A 20,004-nucleotide genomic window follows, 5' to 3' on the forward strand; every position below is an offset into this window, starting at 1 on the left:
CTGCCCGGGCCCCTGTTGCGCTCGTGAACTTGACGCACGGCCTGTTTGTAAAGCTATGCTTTACATGTGCACGAACAATTGACGAATGCGCTGCGGGCCCTGAAGGCACGCATGGACGCCTTCCTCGCCTCACGCGTCCTGGCCAAGGACGACGACTGGGCCGACTCGATCGCGCGTGCCGTGGGCATGCAGACGGCGGCCGACGACGTCGTGCGTGCCGTCGTGCAGCAGGCACGCCAGAACGGCGCCACCTGGCAGGTCATCGGGGACGCGCTCGGCGTGAGCAGGCAGGCGGCGTTCCAGCGCTACGGCAAACCGATCGATCCCAGGACTGGAGAACCCATGAACACCACGCCACTCCCCGGCGTCGCCGAACTCGCGGCCTCGGTGATCGCGGACCTCGCCGCGGGACACTGGGCACGTGTCACCGAGCGGTTGGATCCGACCATGCGCGACGGCCTGTCGGAGGACGCGCTCGCGGCCGCGTGGGCGCAGCTCGTCGGCCTTTCGGGAGCCTTCGAGGGACGCGGGGAGCCGGAGGTCGCCCGCGCCGGTGACCTGACGATCACGAACACGCCGCTCGCGTTCGAGGCGGGCGACTACACGGCGCGGATCTCGTTCCGCGACGACCGCACCATCGCCGGGCTGCACATCCTCGAAGGGCAGAAGTCGTGACCGTCAGACCTCCGGGCACCTCCCCCACGGGACGGGGCGGCCCCCGCATGACCAGCCGGGACCTGCGCGCCATCGGCGTGTTCACCGCTCTCGCGTTCGCCCTCGCCTGGCTTCTCGCACTCCCGCTCTGGTTCGGGGACGGACTCGCCAGCCCCTGGTTCACCGTGGTGGCCACCGCCACGATGATGACCCCCGCGATCGCCGCGCTCGTCGTGGTGTTCTTCGTGGAGCGGCCGGAGCAGAAGGCCTGGACCCTCGGGCTGTGGCCGCTGAGACCGGTCCGGAGGGTGCTCGGCTACGGCGTGCTGGGGATCCTCGTGTCCATCGCGCTGGTCCTGGTGGCGCTGCCGATCGGTGCGCTGCTGGGGGTGTACCCGGCGGACTTCGCGAACCTCTCCGGATTCCAGCAGGTCCTGGACGAGCAGGCGGGAGGGGTCGAGATCCCGATCCCGCTCGGCGCGCTCATCCTCGTCCAGCTCGCCGTGCTCCCCCTGGCGGCGTTCGTCAACCTCATCCCCGCGCTGGGCGAGGAGCTCGGGTGGCGAGGGTGGCTGCTCCCGAAGCTGATGCCGCTGGGAACGCTCCCGGCCCTGCTGGTCTCGGGCGTGATCTGGGGCCTGTGGCACGCCCCGCTCATCCTCCTCGGATACAACTACCCCGACGCGCCGGGCTGGCTCGGCCTGACCGCGATGGTCACCATGTGCGTCCTGGTCGGCGCGGTCTTCGGCTGGCTGCGACTCCGGTCGGCATCCGTGTGGCCCGCGGCCCTGGCGCACGCCGCGTTCAACGGGGCGGGTGGGACCTTCCTCCTCTTCACGACGGCGGGCGAGCACGTCGACACCACGCAGGCGACGATCCTGGGCTGGAGCGGGTGGATCGTCCCGCTCGTGCTCGTGGTGGTCCTCGTCGCCACGGGACAGTTCTCCTCCGCGAAGCACCCCTCCCGTCCGGCGTGACGACCGGGACCCTCCGGGACGAACTCCACCAGTGTGCACCCGGAGTGGCGATTTTCGCAACGGCGTGAGGTTGTCACTTCGTTACGTAGGCATCGGACCGAGCTTCTCTGATAGCGAGAAGCGCCTGGGCATAAGGGTTCTCATGCACCCCGAAGCCCATGAGGGCCCGCTCGGAGGCCCCAGATGCGATTCCGACTGGTTGATTAGTCAAGCGCAACACAGTAGTAACTGGATGGCCCGTGCCCTCGAACCCGGAGGTGACCCGAGTCATCCGCTGGAACATCGACAACACCGTCTTCTGGCCCGCGCTGATCATGGTCGTCGGCTTCAGCGCGCCGTTCGTGATCGCGCCGACGACCGGCGAACGCCTGCTCGGCGACGTCCTCTCCTGGCTCCAGTCCGACCTGGGCTGGGTGTACATGTGGTTCGTCGCCGGGCTCGCGGTCCTGCTCGTCTGGCTCGTCTTCAGCCGTTACGGCCGCATCAGGATGGGCGGCCCCGACGACCGCCCCGAGTTCTCCACCCCCACCTGGCTCGCGATGATCTTCACCGCCGCGATCGGCGGCGGCCTCATGTACTGGGGCATCATCGAGTGGGCCCACTACCACTCCGCTCCCCCGTTCCAACTCGAACCGCGCGGAACCGAGGCGGCCGAGTGGTCGGCCACCTACCCCCTCTTCCACTGGGGTCCCACGGCCTGGGCGGTCTTCTGCGTCCCGACCCTCGCCCTCGCCTACGCCTACCACGTGCGCCGGATCCGCCGTCTCCGCCTCAGCGAGGCCTGCCGAGGCGTGCTCGGCGACCGCGTCGACCGCTGGCCCGGGCGCGTCATCGACGTCCTCTTCATCCTCGGGATGATCGGGGCCGCGGGGACCTCCCTCGCCCTGGCCGTGCCCACCATCGCGGAGGGCGCGTCCCGCATGTTCGGTGTCGAGCCGGGCGCCGCCCTCAACACCGTCGTCATCGGCCTGTGGACCCTTCTGTTCGCGGGCAGTGTCGCGCTGGGCCTGCACCGAGGCCTGAAGCGCCTCGCCAACCTCAACCTCTACCTGGCCGCCGCTCTGGGACTCCTGGTCCTGGCGGTCGGACCGACGGTCTTCGTGATCGACACCTTCACCAACAGCGTCGGGCTGCTCGCCCAGAACATCGTCCGGATGAGCACCTACACCGATCCCGTCGGCGGGTCCGGTTTCCAGGAGGTCTGGACCGTCTTCTACTGGGGCTGGTGGATCTCCTACGGACCGTTCGTGGGCATGTTCTGCGCGAAGATCTCCAAGGGCCGCACTGTCCGGCAGATCATCATCGGCATGTGCGGCTTCGGCAGCCTGGGCTGCTGGCTGTCGTTCGCGCTGCTCGGCAACTCCAGCATGGCCTTCGACCTGCGGGGGCAGGCGCCGATCGTGGACACCCTGGAGTCCGAGGGCGCGGTCCAGGCCATCTTCGCCACGCTGGAGGCCTTCCCGCTCAGCTGGATCATCACCCCGCTGTTCCTGGTGCTGTTGCTGATCTTCCTGGCCACGACGCTGGACTCCGCCTCCTACATCATGGGGTCGGCGACCTCCCGTGACCTTCCCAACGAAGTGGAGCCCTCACGGTTCAACCGCGTGCTCTGGGCCCTCGTCCTCGCGGCCGTGTCGGTCTCGGTGATGTCCGCCGGGGGCACCGACGCGTTGCAGACCCTGTCGGTCGTGACGGCGTTCCCGCTCATCATCGTCCTGAGCCTGGTGGCCGTGTCCCTCGTGCGCTGGCTCCGCGAGCACGACCACCAGGACGGTGTCCGACAGAAGGACCTCAGACCCCCTGGCGAGCTCGTGGAAGTGCGTTCCACAGCCCCAACGGTCGGGCGACCGCCAGCATGACCGCACACAGCACCAGACAGCCCACGCCGAGCCAGAGGTTCCCGTACCGCACGGCGATGAGCGGGAAGGAGGCCGTGATCAGCCCTCCGCCGATGAAGGGGCTGACGAAGGGGGAGCGCAGCGCGAAGGCCCGGTAGGCGTTGGACCTCATCTGCGGATCCGCCGCTCTGAGCAGCATCAGGCCGATCGCGACGACACCCGTCTGGGCCCCGAACTGGGCGATGGAGTTCTCCGCCCAGTCCTCGCGGAAGATCCTGGGTCCCACGTGGAAGTAGATGAGGACGCTCACCCCCGCCATCGCGAGCATGACGATGGTCAACGGGATCCAGTTCGCCAGCATGATCGGAACGGCCAGGGACGCGATGGCCGCGACGACCAGGAAGTCCAGTGCGACCCCCGCGATGGCGTTGAGCGTCGGTTTGTCGACGAGCACCCGGAAGCGGGTCCGGCTGATGGCCAGTTGGACGAGGAGGCCGCCGATCATCGCCAGGGGGAAGAGCGGCACCCCGGAGACGACCTGGTCGATGACGTGCTTGAACAGGGAGCCGATCAGGATCGCCAGGGCGATGAGAGAACCGTGGAAGGCGAGGTTGCTCAGGGCCGAGGCGTGGAGTCTCCCGGTCGTCGCCTGGTTCTGGTCGGCCTCCTCCAGGATGTCGGCCTGCTCGACCTGTCGCGCGGTCGCCTCGTGGGAGAGGTGGCCGCGCTTGGCGGCGATGTTGAGGAGAACGGTGCCCATGACGACGCCGTACACCAGCCCGACCGTGGCGGCGAAGAGTGCGAGCGGGGTGCCGTCGGGCCAGCCCAGGGCGGTCCACGTCTCGTCCATCCCCGCGGCGGTCCCGTGCCCGCCTGACCAGGACGCCTCGAAGATGGTCGAGAAGAGCGGATCGGTCCCGAACAGCGGCCCCAGGACCGCGAAGACCAGGAGCGCGGGAACGGCGACCTGGACGAAGGTGCTGAAGTACGACATCCAGATCTGCGCGCCCGCCTCCCTGGCCGCCTCCCTGAACGGCGGGAGCCTCTGCCCCAGGAGCATCGGGGCGAACACGACCGCGATGAGCACCCCGGCCAGGGACGACCACGTCGCCGACATTCCGGCCGGGACGATGTCCAGGACGTACTGTCCGCAGACGAGACCGAGGAAGCCCCCGATCAGGGCCGCGGGGAGGAACAGCCTCCGGGTCAGGGGGACGAGCGCCCTGACGAGCAGGCCGAGGAGGAGGAAGACCCCCAGGCTGGCGCCCGAGAGGAGGAGTGAGTTGAGCGCGTTGGAGTCGAACTCGATGAGCTCCGGCATGGGAACGGTCCTTAGGGGATGCGGCTGAGGGAGAAGGGGGCCAGGGTCGAGGGGGCCGTCCCGTGGAGGAGGAGGTGCGCGATGTCCCGGGAGGCGGCGGGGAGCAGGGCCCAGCCGTGCCCCGTCCACCCCGTGGCCAGGTAGAAGCCCTCGGCGCCCGGAACCGCGTCGACGAAGGGGATCTGGTCGACCGTCGCGGTCTCGGGACTGGCCACGTGCACGGAGACCCGCGTCAGTTCACCTGCGGCGGGGAGCAGGGCCTCCAGCTGGGCGATGTTCCCCCGCACGTTCGCCTCCACCGGCTCGCCCCTGCCGGTGTCGGGGTCGAACCGCCCCCTCCAGCCGCCGCTGAGCTGGATCAGGCCGCCGTCCAGGGACTTGACGGAGATGAGTCGGCTGTCGTGGCCCACCAGGAGGGGCAGGGTCACGGCGTGTTCGGGCCGTAGGAGGACGACCTGCGGGTAGACGGTCCACGCGGGGACGACGTGGCCGAAGTTCTCCCGGACCAGTCCCGGGACCGAGGAGTTCGCGGCCAGGAGGACGGCCCGCTCGGCCTCGACGGCCCTGCCGTCCTCCGTGACCACGCGGGCGTGCCGACCCGCCTGTCGGGACCGCAACTCGACCACCTTCGCGCCCTCGTGGATGACGGCACCCGACCTCCTGGCGGCGTCGGCGTAGGCGAGGGTGGTCCGGTACTGGGCGGCGACCCCGTCCCCGGGCACGTGGAGTGCCGCGCGCACGTTCCCGGAGAGTCCGGGGATCACCTCCCGCACCCTGGCACCGTCCCAGACCTCGGTGGGAATCCCGAACCGCGTCTGCGTGTGCGCGTGGGCCTCGGCGGCGACGACTCCGCCCCTGCCGCCCACCACCTCCTCCTCGATGAGGGAGACCGAGCCGCTCCGGACGTAGCCGGTCTCGGCGCCGAGTTCGTCGGCCAGTCGGGGCCAGAGCCGGTGTGCCTCGCGTAGGAGCGGCAACTCCCTGAGGTCGCGTCGGTTGCCGCGCACCCCACGCTTGCCGGGGCCGCCGGACGCGCCGCCGCCGACCCCGGCCGCTTCCAGGACCACTACCGAACGCCCCTGGGAGGCGAGGTGGTAGGCCACGGCACAGCCGTAGGCGCCGCCTCCGACGATGACGTACTCCGCGATCATGTGCCCGCCCTTCGTCGCTGTTCACACGATGTGATGCGGGCCACCGTAGGAGAACCTACACATGTCGTCAATATGTTGGAAAACTTTCACTGGAGGGTGCGCGGGAACGGGCGAACCAGACCAAGCCGTCGCCCGCGCTGGGAGGGCCGGTGGGAACAGCAGTGAGCCCAGTGCGCCGCGGAGCCCCGGTCACGGGGGTGCCCGTGCTCTGCGTGCCGGGCGTGATCCCGAAGCGTGCGTCGTTCCGAGGCTCAGCACGGACCCGTGCGGCGGCGAGGATCGACGGGCGACGTGGTTGGCTGGCCTTCCCGTGCGCCGCGCCGAACCGGACACGCCACGAACACCCGGTTCGGAACCGCGTCGAACAGCGAGAGCGAGAGGACGAAGTGGCCCCCATGGAAGACCGCGCCACCCAGGGCCGGAACGATCTGACCCGCAGCGAACGCAACGTGGTCGCCCTGGCCGAACAGGACCCGCTCCGCTTCGCGACGAGCACCGCCGTCGCGATCGCGGACATGGCGGGAACGAGTGAGGCGACGGTGACGCGGACGGCACACAAGCTGGGCTTCTCGGGGGTCAAGGAGTTCAAGCAGGCGTGTGCGAGCCAGGTGGGGGCGGGCCGGAGTCTGGGGGCCACGACCCGGGACCGGCTGAAGTCCCTGGAGGGGCACGGCGAGGAGGTCTCCTCCCACGGCACCGCCCGCGCCGTCCTGGCCGCCTCCGCACAGGTCCTGCTGGAGTTCAGCGAGTCGTTCCCGAAGGCGGAGTTCGAGGAGACGGTCGGCCTCGTCGAATCGTCGCGGCGGACCGTCGTCTACGGGCTGGGCACCGGATCCCACGTCGCCGAGTACCTCAGTCTCGGCCTCCGGAGGATCGGCCTGAGGTCCCGCGCCGCGTCCGGCAGCGGCCACACGCTCGCGGACGAGGTCCACTCCCTGGAGAGTGAGGACGCGGTGATCGTCGTCGCGCCCCGGGTCCTGTTCAACGACATCGACAACCTGATCGCGGAGGCCGCGCCCCGGGTCGCGCGGGTCGTGCTCGTCTCCCAGGCGCCCCCGTCGCCGCGCTCCCCCGAGGTGTTGTACCTGCCCCTCCCGAGCACGGCGGGATCCCCGGCGTCGGAGATCACCGCCGCCTGCGCGCTGTCGGACTCCCTCGTCTCGGAGATCGCCCGGCGCCACCCGGCCACGGCCATCCGGGCCCGGGACGGGTTGCAGCGACTGCGCGACGCGCTCTCCCCGGCCCGGACCACGTGAGGGAGTCCGGTGAACGCGGTCATCCCCGTCGGACCGGCGGGACGGGATACGCCACGGCTCCCCTTCCTCCGGGCTACTGCACGGACCAGCCGCCGTCGGAGGGCAACACGGCCCCGTTGACGTTGACGCCGTCGTCGCTGAGCAGGAACGAGATCGACGCCGCGAGCTGCGCGGGCAGGGCGATCGGCGGGATGAGGGCCATGAAGTCACCGAGTCTCCCCTGCCCGAACTCCGAGGCACCCGCTGGACCGGCCATGCCGGTGGCGACTCCGCCGGGCGCCACGGCGTTGACGCGGATGCCGTGGGGTCCGTACATGAACGCCGAGCTGCGGGTGATCCCCACGACGGCGTGTTTGGAGGCGGTGTAGGCGACCCCGGAGGTGGAGCCCTTGAGCGCAGCCTCCGAGGCCACGTTGACGATCGAGCCTCGACCTGCCTCCAGCATCGCCGGGACCACGGCCCTGGTGAGCCGGAACAGTCCGCCGACGTTGACGGCGAAGACCCGCTCCCAGGTCTGGTCGGAGACCTCGTGGATCGGGGAGAAGTCGTCACCGATGCCCGCGACGTTGGCCAGCCCGTCGATACGCGGCCCGGCCTGATCCAGGATGCGGTCGATGTCGCGCGCCACGGTGAGGTCGGCGCCGACCGGGACGATGTCGCTGCCGGCCAGCTCTTCGGTCAGACTCTCCAACCCTGCGGCGGAGATGTCCACGGCGATGACACGTCCGCCCTCGCGGGCTACGCGTGACGCGGTCGCGCGGCCGATACCCGATCCGGCACCGGTGACGATGACGGTGCGGTCGACGAACCGTCCGGGCACGACGCGCTCACGCCAGCGCGACGACGCGGTCCTCTCCGGGATGGCCCCGTCGTTGACCCGCCGAACGAGGCCGTCGATCACGTCCTGTCCCAGGGCTCCCTGGCTGAGGTCGACGAGGTGCTGGAGCGGAAGGTTCCGGATGGGCGCGAAGGACTCCTCACCGACCCCGAACTCGGTGAGGAGCCCGGACAGGACCGCTCTGCCTTCGGGTCGGTCCAGCCATGCACCGATCGTGCTGTCAGCGGTGAGCGGTGTTCGGTGGTTGCTCATGTTCTTCTCCCTCATCGAACCCCGGAGCGGTCGGGTCCGGTCTGTCGTGCCGCGCCGTGTGGAGTGGCCCGCCAAGGCCCGGTGGGAGGAACGCGTCCCTGACCGGTGCGAGGCTGAGCAGTGTCCGGGCGAGGCTGCTTACCGGCCTCTGCGGCATCTTTCTTGCAGCTTATGAATATTTGTAAATCTCACAACATTAATCGGAGAGGGGATCATGACGCCACGACCGGGCCTTCGAGAGTCGAAGAAGCGGCGGACGCGCGCGGCACTCGCCCGCGCCGCATGGGAGTTGCTGGCGACGGAGGGCCTGGCGGCCGTGACACCCGAAAGCGTCGCCGCACGCGTCGGCGTCTCCGGCAACACCTTTCGCAACTACTTCTCCTGCCGCGAGGAGGCGATCATCGAGGTGGTGATCCCGCGGATGGAGTCCCTGGCCGAGGGGTTGCGTGCCCGCCCGGTCGACGAACCGGTGTGGGACAGCCTGACCCACGTGCTCCCCGTGGAGATGTCCGCCATGTTCGGCAGGCACGCCGACGTCGTCGTTCTGCTGCGGGCCACCAAGGAGAACCCGACCATCCTCGCCCAGCACCTGACCGCGATCGAACGCGTCAAGAGACTCCTCGCCGAGGCGATCCACGAGCGCACCGGCGACGACGATCTGCCCTCCCGGCTGCTGGCCGAAGCGGCGGGTCTGGCCGTGCGCACCTCCATCGAGGTGTGGGCCCTCGGTGACGAGTCGAGCAGTCTCGCGGACATCGTCACCGAGAGCATCACCCAACTACGTTCCGGCATTCCGGTGGGTGACGAGGGGCAGTCATGACCAGGCCCAGCGCTCCAGGGGAGAGCGCTGGGCCGCATGCCCACTCGATCCTGCTCATGGGATCCGACGGCCGCCCCTCAGCCAGGCGTGGCGCGGGTACAGCGGAGACACCAGCAGAACGGGCACGAGCACCGGTGAACGCGGTCATCCCCCGTTGGACTGGCGGATCCCCTCCCCCAGCGCCTCGAAGGTGTAGACGAAGCCGCCGTCCCTCCCGCTGACGGTCATGTAACCGTCCGTCGTTCCCGGGGCGATGGCCAGGTTGGTGGCGGTGTCCAGTCCCTCGGCGTCCTCGGCGGGAACGCTCACTGTCGCCAGGTGCTCGCCCGTGGAGCCGTGGACGTGGATGCTCGGCTGCCCGTGGACACCCTGGTAGACGTTGCCCTCCGCGTCGACGGCGTTGGAGTCGACCCGGCTCGTGCCGCCGTCGAAGTGGAGGCCCGTGTGCGCCGTCTCCACCCCGGTCCGGTCCCCGTTGAGCGCGAGGAAGTCCACACGGTTCGCGGCGTACTGGCTGACCCACAGGCCGGTGAAGTCCTCGTTGAAGGAGATGCCGTTCGGGGCCGGGAGCTCGTCGGCCAGGACCGTGGCCTCGGCCGTGTCCCGGTCGATCCGCACGACCCTGCCCTGGGGATCCCAGACGGGGTCCGCGTGCCCCGTGGTGTCGCTGACGAACAGGTGCCCGTCCTCGTCGAACGCGAGGTCGTCGGGGAGCATCGGCGTCCCGTCGACCTCGCCCGAGAAGAACGTGACCGGGTCCCCGCCCTCCGGCGTGACGCTGTCGATCCTCCCGCCGACGAGATCGGTCAGGTACAGGCGCTCGTCGTGCGGACTGAACTGCGCGGAGGTGTACACGCTGGTCTCGTTGGTGAGGACGGGCGTCACCTCCCGCGACTCGGTGTCCACCCTCAGCACCTTGGGTTCCCCGGCCGGAGCGGTGACGTCGACGACGAGGAGTCCGCCGTCCGGGGCGAAGGTGGGCCCCTCCAACAGGGTCATCCCGGTCTCCTCGTGGACCGAGGTCACCTGGACCAGCAGGGAGGCGGTCAGCTCCCCCTCGGGAGCCGCCACCCGACCGCAGGCCGTGGTCGCGGCGACCAGGAGGAGGGCGGTCAGGAGCCCGGTGGCGGTGGCGGACGGGGTCCCGCGCCGGTGCGATTCCCCGTGTTCCGTCCCGGTCGTGGGTTCCGTGGCGGAGGGCGGGTTCACCGTGATCCCCCGTCCTCGCGGTCGTGGACCAGGACCTCGTGCACCCGGTCCCGCCGCCAATCCTGGAGCAGCCGGTGGAAGGCCACCGGTCCGGGGCCGTAGGACTGTCCGCCGGCGTCGCCGGCGCCCTCACGGTTGTAGTAGCCGGGGGTGCACTCGCGTTGGAAGTCGACGGTGTCGAGGGCGTTCTCGCGGATGACACGCGCCCAGTCGTCCACCGCGTCCGGGCGCGGCTCGACCACGCGGGCGCCGGTCCTGAGCCCCTCCGCGATGACCGAGGCGATGTGTCCGGCCTGTTCCAGCAGGACATGCGCGAAGTTCACCGACGTGGCGTTCTGGAGGGGCCCCAGGTGGAGGAGGTTGGGGAAGCCGTCGCTGTAGAAGCCGTGCAGGGTCCTCGGGCCCCGGCTCCAGGACTCGAGCAGCGTGCGCCCGCCACGGCCCCGGACCGGGAGGGTCCCCGACACCACTCCGGAGACGCCGACGTCGAAGCCGGTCGCGAAGACGACGCAGTCCACCGGGTACTCGACGTCGCCCACGACGATCGCGTCCTCGGTCATGCGGGTGATCCCGCCTTGGTCGGCGGTGTCGACGAGCGTGACGTCGGACCGGTTGAAGGTCTGGAGGTAGTGGTCGCTGAAGCAGGGCCGCTTGCACATGTAGCGGTACCAGGGTTTGAGCAGCTCCGCCGTCTCGGGGTCATCCACGACCTGGTCCACGCGCGCCCGGATCTGGTTCATCTTCTGGGCGTCCGCCAGCTCCTCGATCCGTTCGCGCTCCTCCGGGGGCACGCTGGTGTCGAGCGCGCCGGTGGTCAGCTTCCGTTGCAGGCGCGCCGTCGAGGTCCAGCCGTCCCGGGTCAGGTCCGTGTCCACCGGCTCACCGGAGACGAGGGCGAGGAAGTTCTCCATGCGCTCCCGCTGCCAGCCCGGCTTCAGGGAGGCGGCCCACGCGGGGTCGGTGGGACGGTTGTCGCGGACGTCCACCGAGGAGGGCGTCCGCTGGAACACGTAGAGGTGCTCCGCGTCGCGGCCCAGGTGCGGGATCACCTGCACACCGGTGGCCCCGGTGCCGACGACCGCCACGCGCTTGTCGGAGAGGCCGGTGAGGCCGCCGTTCTGGTCGCCGCCGGTGTACTCGTAGTCCCAGCGGCTGGTGTGGAAGGTGTGCCCGCGGAAGGTCTCGATCCCGGGGATGCCGGGGAGCTTGGGCTGGGTGAGGGTCCCGGAGGAGGTGATGACGAACCGGGCGCGGATCCGGTCGCCCCGGTCCGTCTCGACCACCCACTCGTCGGTCCGCTCTTCCCACGTGAGGGCGGTGGCCCTGGTCTGGAACACGGCGTCGCGGTAGAGGTCGAAGGTCTCGGCCACGGCGACGGCGTGCTGACGGATCTCCTCCCCCGGGGCGTAGCGCCACCGGGGCACGTGGCCGACCTCCTCCAGCAGGGGCATGTAGGAGTAGGACTCGATGTCGCAGTGGATGCCCGGATAGCGGTTCCAGTACCAGGTGCCGCCGAAGTCACCGGCCTCGTCCATCATCCTGATCGACTCGACCCCGGCCTGACGCAGCCGCGCCCCGGTCACGAGGCCGCCGAAACCGCCGCCGACCACCAGCACCTCCACGGTGTCGGTGAGCGGTTCGCGCTCCGTGCGGGGCGTGTAGGGGTCCTTCGCGTAGTAGCCGAAGGCGCCCGAGGCGGATCGGTACTGGGACGCGCCGTCGGGCCGGACCCGGCGTTCCCGTTCCCTCGCGTAGCGAGCCCGCAGACCCTGGATGTCGAGTTCCGCCTCGTCGGCCTCGATCGCCGTGCGCGTGTCTGGTGCTGTGCCCATGGGGCTTCCCAACTTCTCGCCGGTGTGGTTCGCGGGGGCGCGGGCGCCGAACCGGCGGGGGCGACCGGAACGGGGGACGTGACCCGCGCCGGACAGGCACGCGGGTCCACGGGAGGCGGCGCACCTCCGGGGAAAAAGGTTAGCATCAGGCTAAGTATTTGCGTCAACCACGTGCCCGACGGGCGGAGCTATCCTGTTCGCATGGGACCAGACGCCACGGAGCAGGGAGAACGCACACGCGTCGTGCGCGAGATCAGGACCCTGACCGCCGACATGGAGCGGGCCTCGCTTCCCGCGCAGGTCCAGCACCTGCTCGCCATGGATCTGACGATCCAGCAGCTCAAGGTCCTGATGGTCCTGGTCACCACACGCGAGGGGGCGACCGGACGGGGCCTGGCCGAGTCCTTCGGCGTGTCGATGGCCACCATGTCGGGCCTGGTCGACCGGCTCGTGTCCCAGGGCATGGCCACACGTTCCGAGGACCCGGACGACCACCGCGTCCGCCGCGTCCACGCCACCGCCGACGGCTCCGCGCTCGCCCGCCGCCTGGTGATGGAACGTCCGGAGTTCCACGACAGCGTGCTCCTGGGGCTGAGCATCGAGGACCTCCACGCCCTCGAGCAGGGGATACGCGCGGTGAGCGACCGCTACGCCGAGCTCGTCGGGAGGTCCGGCCGCTCCTCGGAGGAACCGGCCGACGGAGTCGACACCACCCCCTGACCCCCGGCCCCGGTGTCCGCCACGGGGCCATGGGACCGCGCCCCTGCTGAGCGAACGCACGGCGGAGGGAGCGGGTCCTCATGGGAGCCCGCCCCCTCCTTCACGGGTTCGGCCTCAGTCCACCGGTCTCGGGCGGACCCACCACGACCGGAGGCTCCAGCCGCCGAGCCCCAGACCGAACAGGATCAGACCAGCGGTCATGATCCACTCGTTCGACCCGTCCGGCCCGTACACCCGGGTGGCGGAGCCCACGTCCACGGCCGCGGTCTCCCCGCCCACCTGACAGGTCTCCCGGTTCCCTCCGTAGAGGTAGACGTCGGAACGGACCGGGTCACCCGAATCGGGCGCGTAGGTTCCGAAACAGTTGCAGGACTCGTGCCCCGGATGCTGGACGCAGTCCAGCCTGGTGGCACTGAAGGTGCCGGGGGCCCCGTCCGCCCGGGCGGCGCGCAGGCTGCGATCGACGTTGGAGGCCCCCATGTAGACGATCAGGGCGGCGACCAACAGCAGGACCACGTCGAACGCCGAGATCCGGCGCCGCCCCGCGATCACCGGTCCGACCTGGACGGCTCACCGGCGCACGCGCACTGCGTCGTCTCCCGCTCGACCGCGTTCGGCCGTGCGTGCAGGTACATCGCCACGACCATCGGGACGAACACGATCGTGTTGTAGAACAGGTGCAGCTCCACCCTCGGGATCAGCAACTGGATGAGGCTGCTGGGAGCGTCGCCCCCGCCGAGGTTGACTCCGTTGGTGGCCTGGACGAGCAGGATCAGGTGCTCGAAGTGGTGCCAGACCTGGATGAGGAGCGAGATCGTCCACCAGGTCCTCGACCTGCCGGTGAATCCGGGCAGCAGGAGCAGGAGCCCGATGAGCATGATCAGCGCGTATCCGTAGTGCATCCACTCGGAGGTGACCAGCCAGGGGAAGGGGATGCCCAGGACGCCCCGGGCCTCCTCGATCGGCCAGTCGAACACGTAGATCTGGACGGCCTGGACGATGTGCTCGGCCCAGTGGGCGATGACGATGACCAGGTACAGCTGGAGGCACAACCGGTGCCGGTCGACGTTCAGCACGTCCATGCTCCGGTGGTACCGGTCGGCCAGCACGGAGCGCCGCGCGGGGGCCGGTGCGGTCGGGGGCTGCTCGGCGGGATCAGAGGTCGTGGGAGTGGTCGTGGGCGGGTGGTCGTTCATGTGGACTCCCTGGGGTGGGGTTCCGTCCGTCTCGCGGTCAGGAGTGGGGAGCCGACCAGGACGAGACCACGGAGCACGCAGGTGATGACCAGTGCGAAGAAGAGACCGAACACGATGTTGAAGCTGACGAGGAGGCCGTAGACCATCGCCGTGGTGAACCCGAACACCATCTGGTTGCGCGGCTTCGAGGGCGTGGTTCCCGGGTCCGTGATCATGTAGTTGGTGAACAGGATGAAGGCGACGCCGGTCATCGGCATCAGCGCGGCCAGGAGCATGTGGTCGAGGACGAGCCAGCGCAGTACCGCCTGGAGGGCGAACCCGCCCACCCAAGCGAGGATCAGGGGCCACCGTTTGGTCAGGTTGACGTTGAGCATGGTGCCGGCCATGAGGATCCCCAGCGGGATCAGCCAGTCCACGGTGCCGTAGGTGTTGTTGGTGAAGTGGTACGGCGGCGCGATCCCCACCCACGGGAAGATGATCAGCGTCACCGCGATCCCGAAGTTGGAGGGGTTCAGGAAGTGCCGCTTGCGGCCCGCGACCCGGAGCCGGAACAGGTACTTGCTGCTCACCGCGACGGCGACCGCGAACAGGTACGGCCAGAGCGAGGTGTTGCCCCACAGGAGCATCGCGCAGGCCAGACCCGCGATGTGGGTGGGCAGCAGGTAGTCGACCATCCTCCCGAGACCGCCCGCGTAACCGGGCTCCCGCCCCTCGGCCCGGGCGTCCATGGTCTCCAGGACCATGTCGAGCGCGTATCCGAACAGGACCGCCACGATGGGTGTGACGGGGGACTGCTCGAAGCCGAGGAAGATGTGTCCCACCACGGTGAACACGGTGATGGAGGTGGCGAACATCCGCAGGGCCTTCAGCCGCCGGTCCACACCGGGGGGAGCCGCGTTCCGGGGGCCCTCGTCCGTGGCGGTCCCCTGGGAGGCCGCCGCGGGCTCGGTGGCCGCGTCGCCGTCGGATCTGGTGACCGTCATCGGATCTCCGCCGTTCCGTCGTCGTCGAGAAGGACCGTGTGGGTCCCCGGTTCCACTGTCAGTTCGGTGCTGTGCGTGTCGCCCCCGCCGTCCCGCCAGGAGACGGTGACCGGCAGGTCCCCCGAGGGCGCGGCCAGGTGGACGATGGAGTCGGAGACCCCCACGTGCCCGTTGGCGGGGTGGAGCTCCCGGGTCTGAGCGGGGTGGCCGTCCGCCCGCACGCTCACGGAGGCGCCCAACGCCGGGGTGAGGGCGTCGTCGCCACCCGCCCCAGGACGCACGAGCCGCAGCACCACGCCGGGGGAGGCGTCGGGGGCCTGGTTCAACAGCAACCGTGAGTCCTCCCACTGGTTGGCGACCACCACGTCCAGCAGGCCGTCGCCGTTCACGTCACCGAAGGCGAAGGCCCGCGTGACGTCGTACTCGGAGATCCCCACGGCCTCGGCGAGGTCCGCGTAGGTGCCGTCGTCGCCGCGGACCCAGAACGGGTTGGTCTCGTACCCGGAGATGTCGTCGCCCTCGGCGAAGTTGGGCCAGAAGGCGGGGTGCTTGAGCAGCTGGTCGTTGCCCATGGCGATCTCCTGGAGCTCCGGCCAGCGCTTGGTCTCCCCCTTGAGGAAGCCGGTGGCCTGGAAGAGCTCGTCGGTGCCGTCGTTGTCGAAGTCACCCGCCTTGACGTCCCACGACCAGCCGCTGCGGGCCAGCCCCAGTTGTTCGCTGCTCTCGCTGTAGGGGACGCTGCCGTCGAGGAGGTCCGCCCCGTCACCGTCGGGAACGAACGCGAAGTTGCTCTCGTGCAGCGCGTAGGGGCTGGTGATGTTGCTGACCACGATCATCGGCAGTTCGGCGTCGTCCTCGTAGGTGAAGGCCACGCCCATGCCCTTGAACGACCCGTTCCCCATGACCTGCGACTTGGGCGTGGTCATGTCCCGGTCGCCCTTGAGCAGTTCCAGCCGCACGTCACCGGGGGTCGAGTGGTTGACGAGAAGGCTGTCGTTGCCGAAGTCGTTGCCCAGGTAGACGTCGGGGACGCCGTTCCCGGTGAGGTCCTGGAAGCCGATCGCCAGGGTCCAGGCGGTCGTCGCCTGCTCCGGGATCGCGGTGCTCGCGTCGGAGATCGAGGGCGGCGCGTCCGCCTCTCCGGTGGGTTCGGTGAGCAGCAACCGGTTGCGACCACCGTTGGTGGCCAGGCCCATGCTCTGCTGCATCTCCATGCGCGTCTCGTCGTCCGCGTCGGGGTCCAGCACGCGCGCGCCGTCGGGGAAGTAGTTGCCGACCAGGATGTCGAGGCTGCCGGAGCCGTCCACGTCCGCGACGTTGAGCGAGGTCGTGTTCCAGACCTGCATCGGTTCCACCAGCTCGTGCGCGGTGAAGTTCTCCGCCGAGGGGACGGCCTCCGGACCGGCCGTGTTCATGAACAGGACCGGGGAGCGGCCCCAGTAGTAGACGATGACGTCGAGGTCTCCGTCCTCGTCCAGGTCAGCGGGGACACAGCCCATGGGGGCCATGGTGTCGTCGTAGGGCAGGCCCTCCGGCAGGAGTTCGACGACCGGGTAGTCGTCCTCGCCGCTCCCGGGCGCGTTGCGCAGGGTGACGCTGTCGTCCCGGGGGTCGACCAGGCAGACGTCCCCGGACTTGCCGAGGCCACGGAGGTCCAGCAGGGTGGCGCCCGCACCCACCGCGGAGATCCACCCCTTGAAGTGTTCGAGGTCGGGTGCCACGTCCCGCTCGAACCGGGCGTCCGGTGGTTCGGAGTTGAGGGCGAGCGTCTCGAAGGCGAACGGGGCCGCGCGATCGGACTGGTCGGACTCGCCCAGTGAGGGTCGGATGGTCATGACACCGACCGCACCCATCAGTGCGAGGGCCAGTGCCACTGTCGCGATGCGATACATGGAGCGCATGCTTCTCCCAGTGGAGTGGAGTGATTGGGGTGACGTCGGTCGCGGGGAGTGGTGGTGTCCGCTCCCCCGTGGTTCATCCAGCCCTGGAGACACCCGTCCGGGCCCCGGCACGTTCCCCGGAACCTCCGTAGGTGCTCCGCAGGACGCGCAGGGCGACGCCGGGGGCGAGAAGCCGCTCGGGTGCGTCGACCAGGCCGATCACCCTGAGAAAGGCCTCGGCCAGCCTCGGATCGTCGTGTGCCGCGTGGCGTAGGCGGTCCAGGTAGGCGTTGACGAACCGGATCAGGGGTGTCCGTCGGCCCTGGACCTCGGGGAAGGCCAGGTCTCCGCCGACCGCGATCGACCAGGCCGGTTCCAGGGCCCGAGAGGCGGCCCTGAAGTAGGAACGGGGCGAGAACTCGGTCCCGTCACCGATCTGGTCCCTGAGGACCCGCGCCTGGAGCGCAGCCATGGTCATGCCCTGGCCGTAGACGGGGTTGAAGGTACACAGCGCGTCGCCCACCACCGCCAGCCCGGTGGGCAGACGGCGTAGTCGTTCGTACCTCCTTCGCACACTGGCCGGGAAGCGGAAGGAGATTGCGTCACCCAGGGGCTCGGCGTCCCGGAGCGCCTCGTACACGTCGGGCACGGGCAGGGAACGGGTGTACTCCAGGAAGCCCGCCAGGTCCGAGGGCGGGGTCTCGCCGAGCACGCCCGTCAGGGACACGCCGCACCGGTCTCCACCGAGGGTGGTCAGGAAGGCTCCCCGGGGGTGACGCGGCGTGGCGACGGGATTGACGGACACGTCGTTGCCGAAAGCGTCGTTTCGCAGTCGGAAACGGCGGGTGGTGTAGGTCAGTCCGATCTTGACGCTGTCCGACGAGACCCGCCCGTAACCCATCGACTCCAGCCAGACGGGGGTTCGCGAGCCCCTGCCCGTGGCGTCGACGACGAGGTCGGCGGAGAGTACCTCCTCGGAGCCACCTCCTCGCGGTTGGACGCGGACCCCGGTGACTCTGCCGTGCGCCTCGTCGTGGACCAGGGCCACGATGTCGGTGGCCTGGCGGAACTCGGTGTTGGGCAGGTGCTCCACCCGCGAGCGCACGTGGCCCTCGAGGACCGCGCGGTCCCCGCCGACGACCACCAGACCGGTCCGGGTGGACGCCAGGCGCCGCCCGTTGAAGGACCAGCGCAGCTGTCCTCCCAGGTCGCCCATGGGTACTCCCGCGTCGAGCATCTGCTGGGTCAGTCCGGGGACCAGGTCCTCCGCCATGAGTTGACCGCTCGCGAGCAGACCGTGCACGTGGTGTCCCTGGGGGACCCCGCGCCGGGGCCGCTTCGCTCCCACCACCTCGTCCCGGTCCACCAGAACGACCCGTGAGTGGGAGCGGGCGAGAACATGGGCGGAGAAGAGCCCGGCGATACTCGCGCCGAGCACCACCGCGGTCCCCTTCCTTGGTCCGTGCATCGTGTTCGTCCCCTCAGGAAGTGCCTCTGGCGAAAAAGGATTCTCCGCTTCTCTCCTCAACCGAATCTCGCACCCGGTCCTTCGCTTCCGCATCTCCGAAATTGCGGTCACCGATGCACGCGGGAATTAACCGGTCGGGCAATCGAGAAGACGTATCCGATACCGGTGGAACGTGACGATGAGCTCGCACCCACAAATCGGTTGCCGCTCAGGTTCAGGAGGAATACGACCATGCCCCGAGAAACGACGATTCGGCACCGGGTGCCATCTGAGAACGATGAGGCCGTCTCCGCGCGGATTCTGGCGGAGGCTGGCGTCAGGGAGGATCCGAAGTACTTCCGCGACTTCCCGAGTGACGAGGAGCGGGAAGTGCTGACCGTTCCGCAGTTGATCCAGGGCGCGTGGCTGGCGAACGACGCCGAGTTCTTCGCCTCCGTCTTCACCCCGGACGGCAGCCTGCTCATCCAGGACGAGGAACTGAGGGACCGCGAGGAGATTCACGCCTTCATGGCGGACGGCTTCGCCGGACCTCTGCGCGGCGCCCACGTGGCCGGATGGCCACTCGCGATGCGCTTCCTCGGCCCCGACACGGCCCTGGTGGTGACCCAGGGGGGCATCGTCCGCGACGGCGAGGAGGTCGTGGCCCGCGAACGGGAGATCCGCGCCGTGTGGGTGATCGTCCGCCGGTCGGGGCGCTGGCGCCTGATGTCCCACCAGAGCAGCCCGATTCGGTGAGGGCCACCGGAACCTCCACCGACCATTCCAGTCGAAGGGAAAGGCAGGCACGATGACGACGAACAGCCCGACGGAGGACAGTGTGTTCTCCCCCGAACGGCCGTCCCCGGCCCGTATGTACGACTACTTCCTCCACGGGACCGACAACTTCCCCGTCGACAGGGCCGCCGCCGACCAGGTGATCGAGAGGCTGGGGTCGACCCTGACCCGCTCGGTGGTGTGGGAGAACCGCAACTTCCTGGGCCGTGTCGTCCGCCACCTTGCCGCCGAGCACGGCATCCGCCAGTTCATCGACGTCGGGGCGGGCCTGCCCAGCGTCGACAACACCCACCAGGCGGCCCACGGAATCGATCCGGAGGCCCGTGTCCTCTACGTGGACAACGACCCGATCGTGGCCTCCCACGGCGAACGGTTGTTGGCGGGTTCGGAGGGCAGAGCCCGGATCCTCACCGCGGACCTGCGGGACCCGGACTCGATCTTGGACAGCCCGGTGACACGGGAGCTGATCGACCTGTCCCAGCCCGTCGGACTGCTGTTCATCGCGGTTTTCCACTTCATCAGGCCCGAGGAGGACCCGCACGGCCTCATCGACCGCTTCCGGTCCCGGCTCGCCCCGGGTTCGTTCGTGGCGCTGTCCCACCTGTCCACCGGTGAGTCCCCCGAACAGGAGCAACGCCTGATGACGGAGACCTACCGCAATTCCCCGGCACCGATGATCTACCGGACTCCGGAGGAGATCGGCTCCCTGTTCGACGGGTTCGAGCTGCTGAGCCCGGGGCTGGTGGCCCCGGGACTCTGGCGCCCGGACTCCGGGACGGGCGAGTCCACCCGGCGCTTCCTGAGCGCCGTAGGCCGCGTCTCCTGACACCCCTTC

General features: G+C 69.6%; 18 protein-coding genes. 8 read left to right on the forward strand and 10 right to left on the reverse strand.

Annotated features, from left to right (window positions below; translation table 11 throughout):
- The first annotated feature begins 111 nt into the window (after positions 1-111).
- The 3 genes from ACFW3L_RS00535 (at position 112) to ACFW3L_RS00545 (ending at position 3,490) form a co-directional block, all read left to right on the forward strand.
- Positions 112-675 (forward strand): DUF3887 domain-containing protein, encoded by a 564-nt coding sequence (locus ACFW3L_RS00535; RefSeq protein WP_378735350.1) that lies wholly within the window; start codon positions 112-114, stop codon positions 673-675.
- Between the two features lie 47 nt (positions 676-722).
- A complete protein-coding gene (locus ACFW3L_RS00540; protein ID WP_378735352.1) occupies positions 723-1,631 on the forward strand; it encodes a CPBP family intramembrane glutamic endopeptidase in 909 nt (302 codons plus the stop codon).
- Positions 1,632-1,870: 239 nt separating this feature from the next.
- Complete coding sequence (locus ACFW3L_RS00545) at positions 1,871-3,490, forward strand: BCCT family transporter (protein WP_378734742.1); 1,620 nt, start codon at positions 1,871-1,873, stop codon at positions 3,488-3,490.
- Here ACFW3L_RS00545 and ACFW3L_RS00550 read toward each other — a convergent pair.
- Together ACFW3L_RS00550 and ACFW3L_RS00555 are read right to left on the reverse strand one after the other, a co-directional pair.
- Complete coding sequence (locus tag ACFW3L_RS00550; RefSeq protein ID WP_378734744.1) at positions 3,423-4,790, reverse strand: sodium/glutamate symporter; 1,368 nt, start codon at positions 4,788-4,790, stop codon at positions 3,423-3,425. The genes ACFW3L_RS00545 and ACFW3L_RS00550 overlap by 68 nt on opposite strands.
- Positions 4,791-4,801: 11 nt before the next feature.
- The gene (locus tag ACFW3L_RS00555; RefSeq protein ID WP_378734746.1) at positions 4,802-5,941 is read right to left on the reverse strand and encodes an NAD(P)/FAD-dependent oxidoreductase; all 1,140 of its coding nucleotides are present in this window, start codon (positions 5,939-5,941) and stop codon (positions 4,802-4,804) included.
- Positions 5,942-6,336: 395 nt separating this feature from the next.
- Here ACFW3L_RS00555 and ACFW3L_RS00560 point away from each other — a divergent pair, with 395 nt between their 5' ends.
- Positions 6,337-7,197: a MurR/RpiR family transcriptional regulator gene (locus tag ACFW3L_RS00560; RefSeq protein ID WP_378734748.1), complete on the forward strand. Its 861-nt coding sequence runs from the start codon at positions 6,337-6,339 to the stop codon at positions 7,195-7,197.
- 73 nt (positions 7,198-7,270) lie between these two features.
- On the opposite strand, the gene ACFW3L_RS00565 is transcribed toward ACFW3L_RS00560, so the two are convergent.
- Complete coding sequence (locus ACFW3L_RS00565; protein WP_378734750.1) at positions 7,271-8,287, reverse strand: SDR family NAD(P)-dependent oxidoreductase; 1,017 nt, start codon at positions 8,285-8,287, stop codon at positions 7,271-7,273.
- A gap of 214 nt (positions 8,288-8,501) precedes the next feature.
- Between ACFW3L_RS00565 and ACFW3L_RS00570 the strand changes: the two genes are divergently transcribed.
- Positions 8,502-9,107 carry a TetR/AcrR family transcriptional regulator gene (locus ACFW3L_RS00570; protein ID WP_378734752.1) on the forward strand — a complete coding sequence of 202 codons (606 nt, stop codon included), beginning with the start codon at positions 8,502-8,504 and terminating at the stop codon, positions 9,105-9,107.
- 144 nt (positions 9,108-9,251) lie between these two features.
- Here the strand turns inward: ACFW3L_RS00570 and ACFW3L_RS00575 are convergent, their stop codons facing one another.
- On the reverse strand, positions 9,252-10,223 hold the full coding sequence (locus ACFW3L_RS00575; RefSeq protein WP_378735355.1) for an SMP-30/gluconolactonase/LRE family protein: 972 nt from the start codon (positions 10,221-10,223) through the stop codon (positions 9,252-9,254).
- Between the two features lie 89 nt (positions 10,224-10,312).
- The gene (locus ACFW3L_RS00580) at positions 10,313-12,148 is read right to left on the reverse strand and encodes a flavin-containing monooxygenase (RefSeq protein ID WP_378734755.1); all 1,836 of its coding nucleotides are present in this window, start codon (positions 12,146-12,148) and stop codon (positions 10,313-10,315) included.
- Positions 12,149-12,349: 201 nt separating this feature from the next.
- Between ACFW3L_RS00580 and ACFW3L_RS00585 the strand changes: the two genes are divergently transcribed.
- Positions 12,350-12,868: a MarR family winged helix-turn-helix transcriptional regulator gene (locus ACFW3L_RS00585; protein ID WP_378734757.1), complete on the forward strand. Its 519-nt coding sequence runs from the start codon at positions 12,350-12,352 to the stop codon at positions 12,866-12,868.
- A 114-nt stretch (positions 12,869-12,982) separates the two neighbouring features.
- Here ACFW3L_RS00585 and ACFW3L_RS00590 read toward each other — a convergent pair whose 3' ends face one another.
- From ACFW3L_RS00590 to ACFW3L_RS00610, 5 genes are all read right to left on the reverse strand, one after another.
- Entirely contained in the window at positions 12,983-13,420 is a 438-nt protein-coding gene (locus tag ACFW3L_RS00590) for a hypothetical protein (protein ID WP_378734759.1), read from the reverse strand.
- Positions 13,417-14,064: a hypothetical protein gene (locus ACFW3L_RS00595; RefSeq protein ID WP_378734761.1), complete on the reverse strand. Its 648-nt coding sequence runs from the start codon at positions 14,062-14,064 to the stop codon at positions 13,417-13,419. Before ACFW3L_RS00595 ends, ACFW3L_RS00590 begins: the two co-directional genes overlap by 4 nt.
- Entirely contained in the window at positions 14,061-15,047 is a 987-nt protein-coding gene (locus tag ACFW3L_RS00600) for an enediyne biosynthesis protein UnbU (RefSeq protein ID WP_378734763.1), read from the reverse strand. The genes ACFW3L_RS00595 and ACFW3L_RS00600 overlap by 4 nt, the downstream gene beginning before the upstream one ends.
- Entirely contained in the window at positions 15,044-16,948 is a 1,905-nt protein-coding gene (locus tag ACFW3L_RS00605) for an FG-GAP repeat domain-containing protein (RefSeq protein WP_378734765.1), read from the reverse strand. The genes ACFW3L_RS00600 and ACFW3L_RS00605 overlap by 4 nt, the downstream gene beginning before the upstream one ends.
- Positions 16,949-17,021: 73 nt before the next feature.
- Positions 17,022-18,365 (reverse strand): NAD(P)/FAD-dependent oxidoreductase, encoded by a 1,344-nt coding sequence (locus tag ACFW3L_RS00610; RefSeq protein WP_378734767.1) that lies wholly within the window; start codon positions 18,363-18,365, stop codon positions 17,022-17,024.
- Positions 18,366-18,656: 291 nt separating this feature from the next.
- On the opposite strand from ACFW3L_RS00610, the gene ACFW3L_RS00615 reads away from it, so the two are divergent.
- Together ACFW3L_RS00615 and ACFW3L_RS00620 are read left to right on the forward strand one after the other, a co-directional pair.
- Positions 18,657-19,130, forward strand: a complete 474-nt coding sequence (locus ACFW3L_RS00615) for an SgcJ/EcaC family oxidoreductase (protein ID WP_378734770.1) — start codon at positions 18,657-18,659, stop codon at positions 19,128-19,130.
- A gap of 52 nt (positions 19,131-19,182) precedes the next feature.
- On the forward strand, positions 19,183-19,995 hold the full coding sequence (locus tag ACFW3L_RS00620; protein ID WP_378734772.1) for an SAM-dependent methyltransferase: 813 nt from the start codon (positions 19,183-19,185) through the stop codon (positions 19,993-19,995).
- Positions 19,996-20,004: the final 9 nt, after the last annotated feature.

The organism is Nocardiopsis sp. NPDC058789, assembly GCF_042745575.1.
In the GTDB taxonomy this organism is placed as follows: Bacteria; Actinomycetota; Actinomycetes; order Streptosporangiales; family Streptosporangiaceae; genus Nocardiopsis; species Nocardiopsis eucommiae.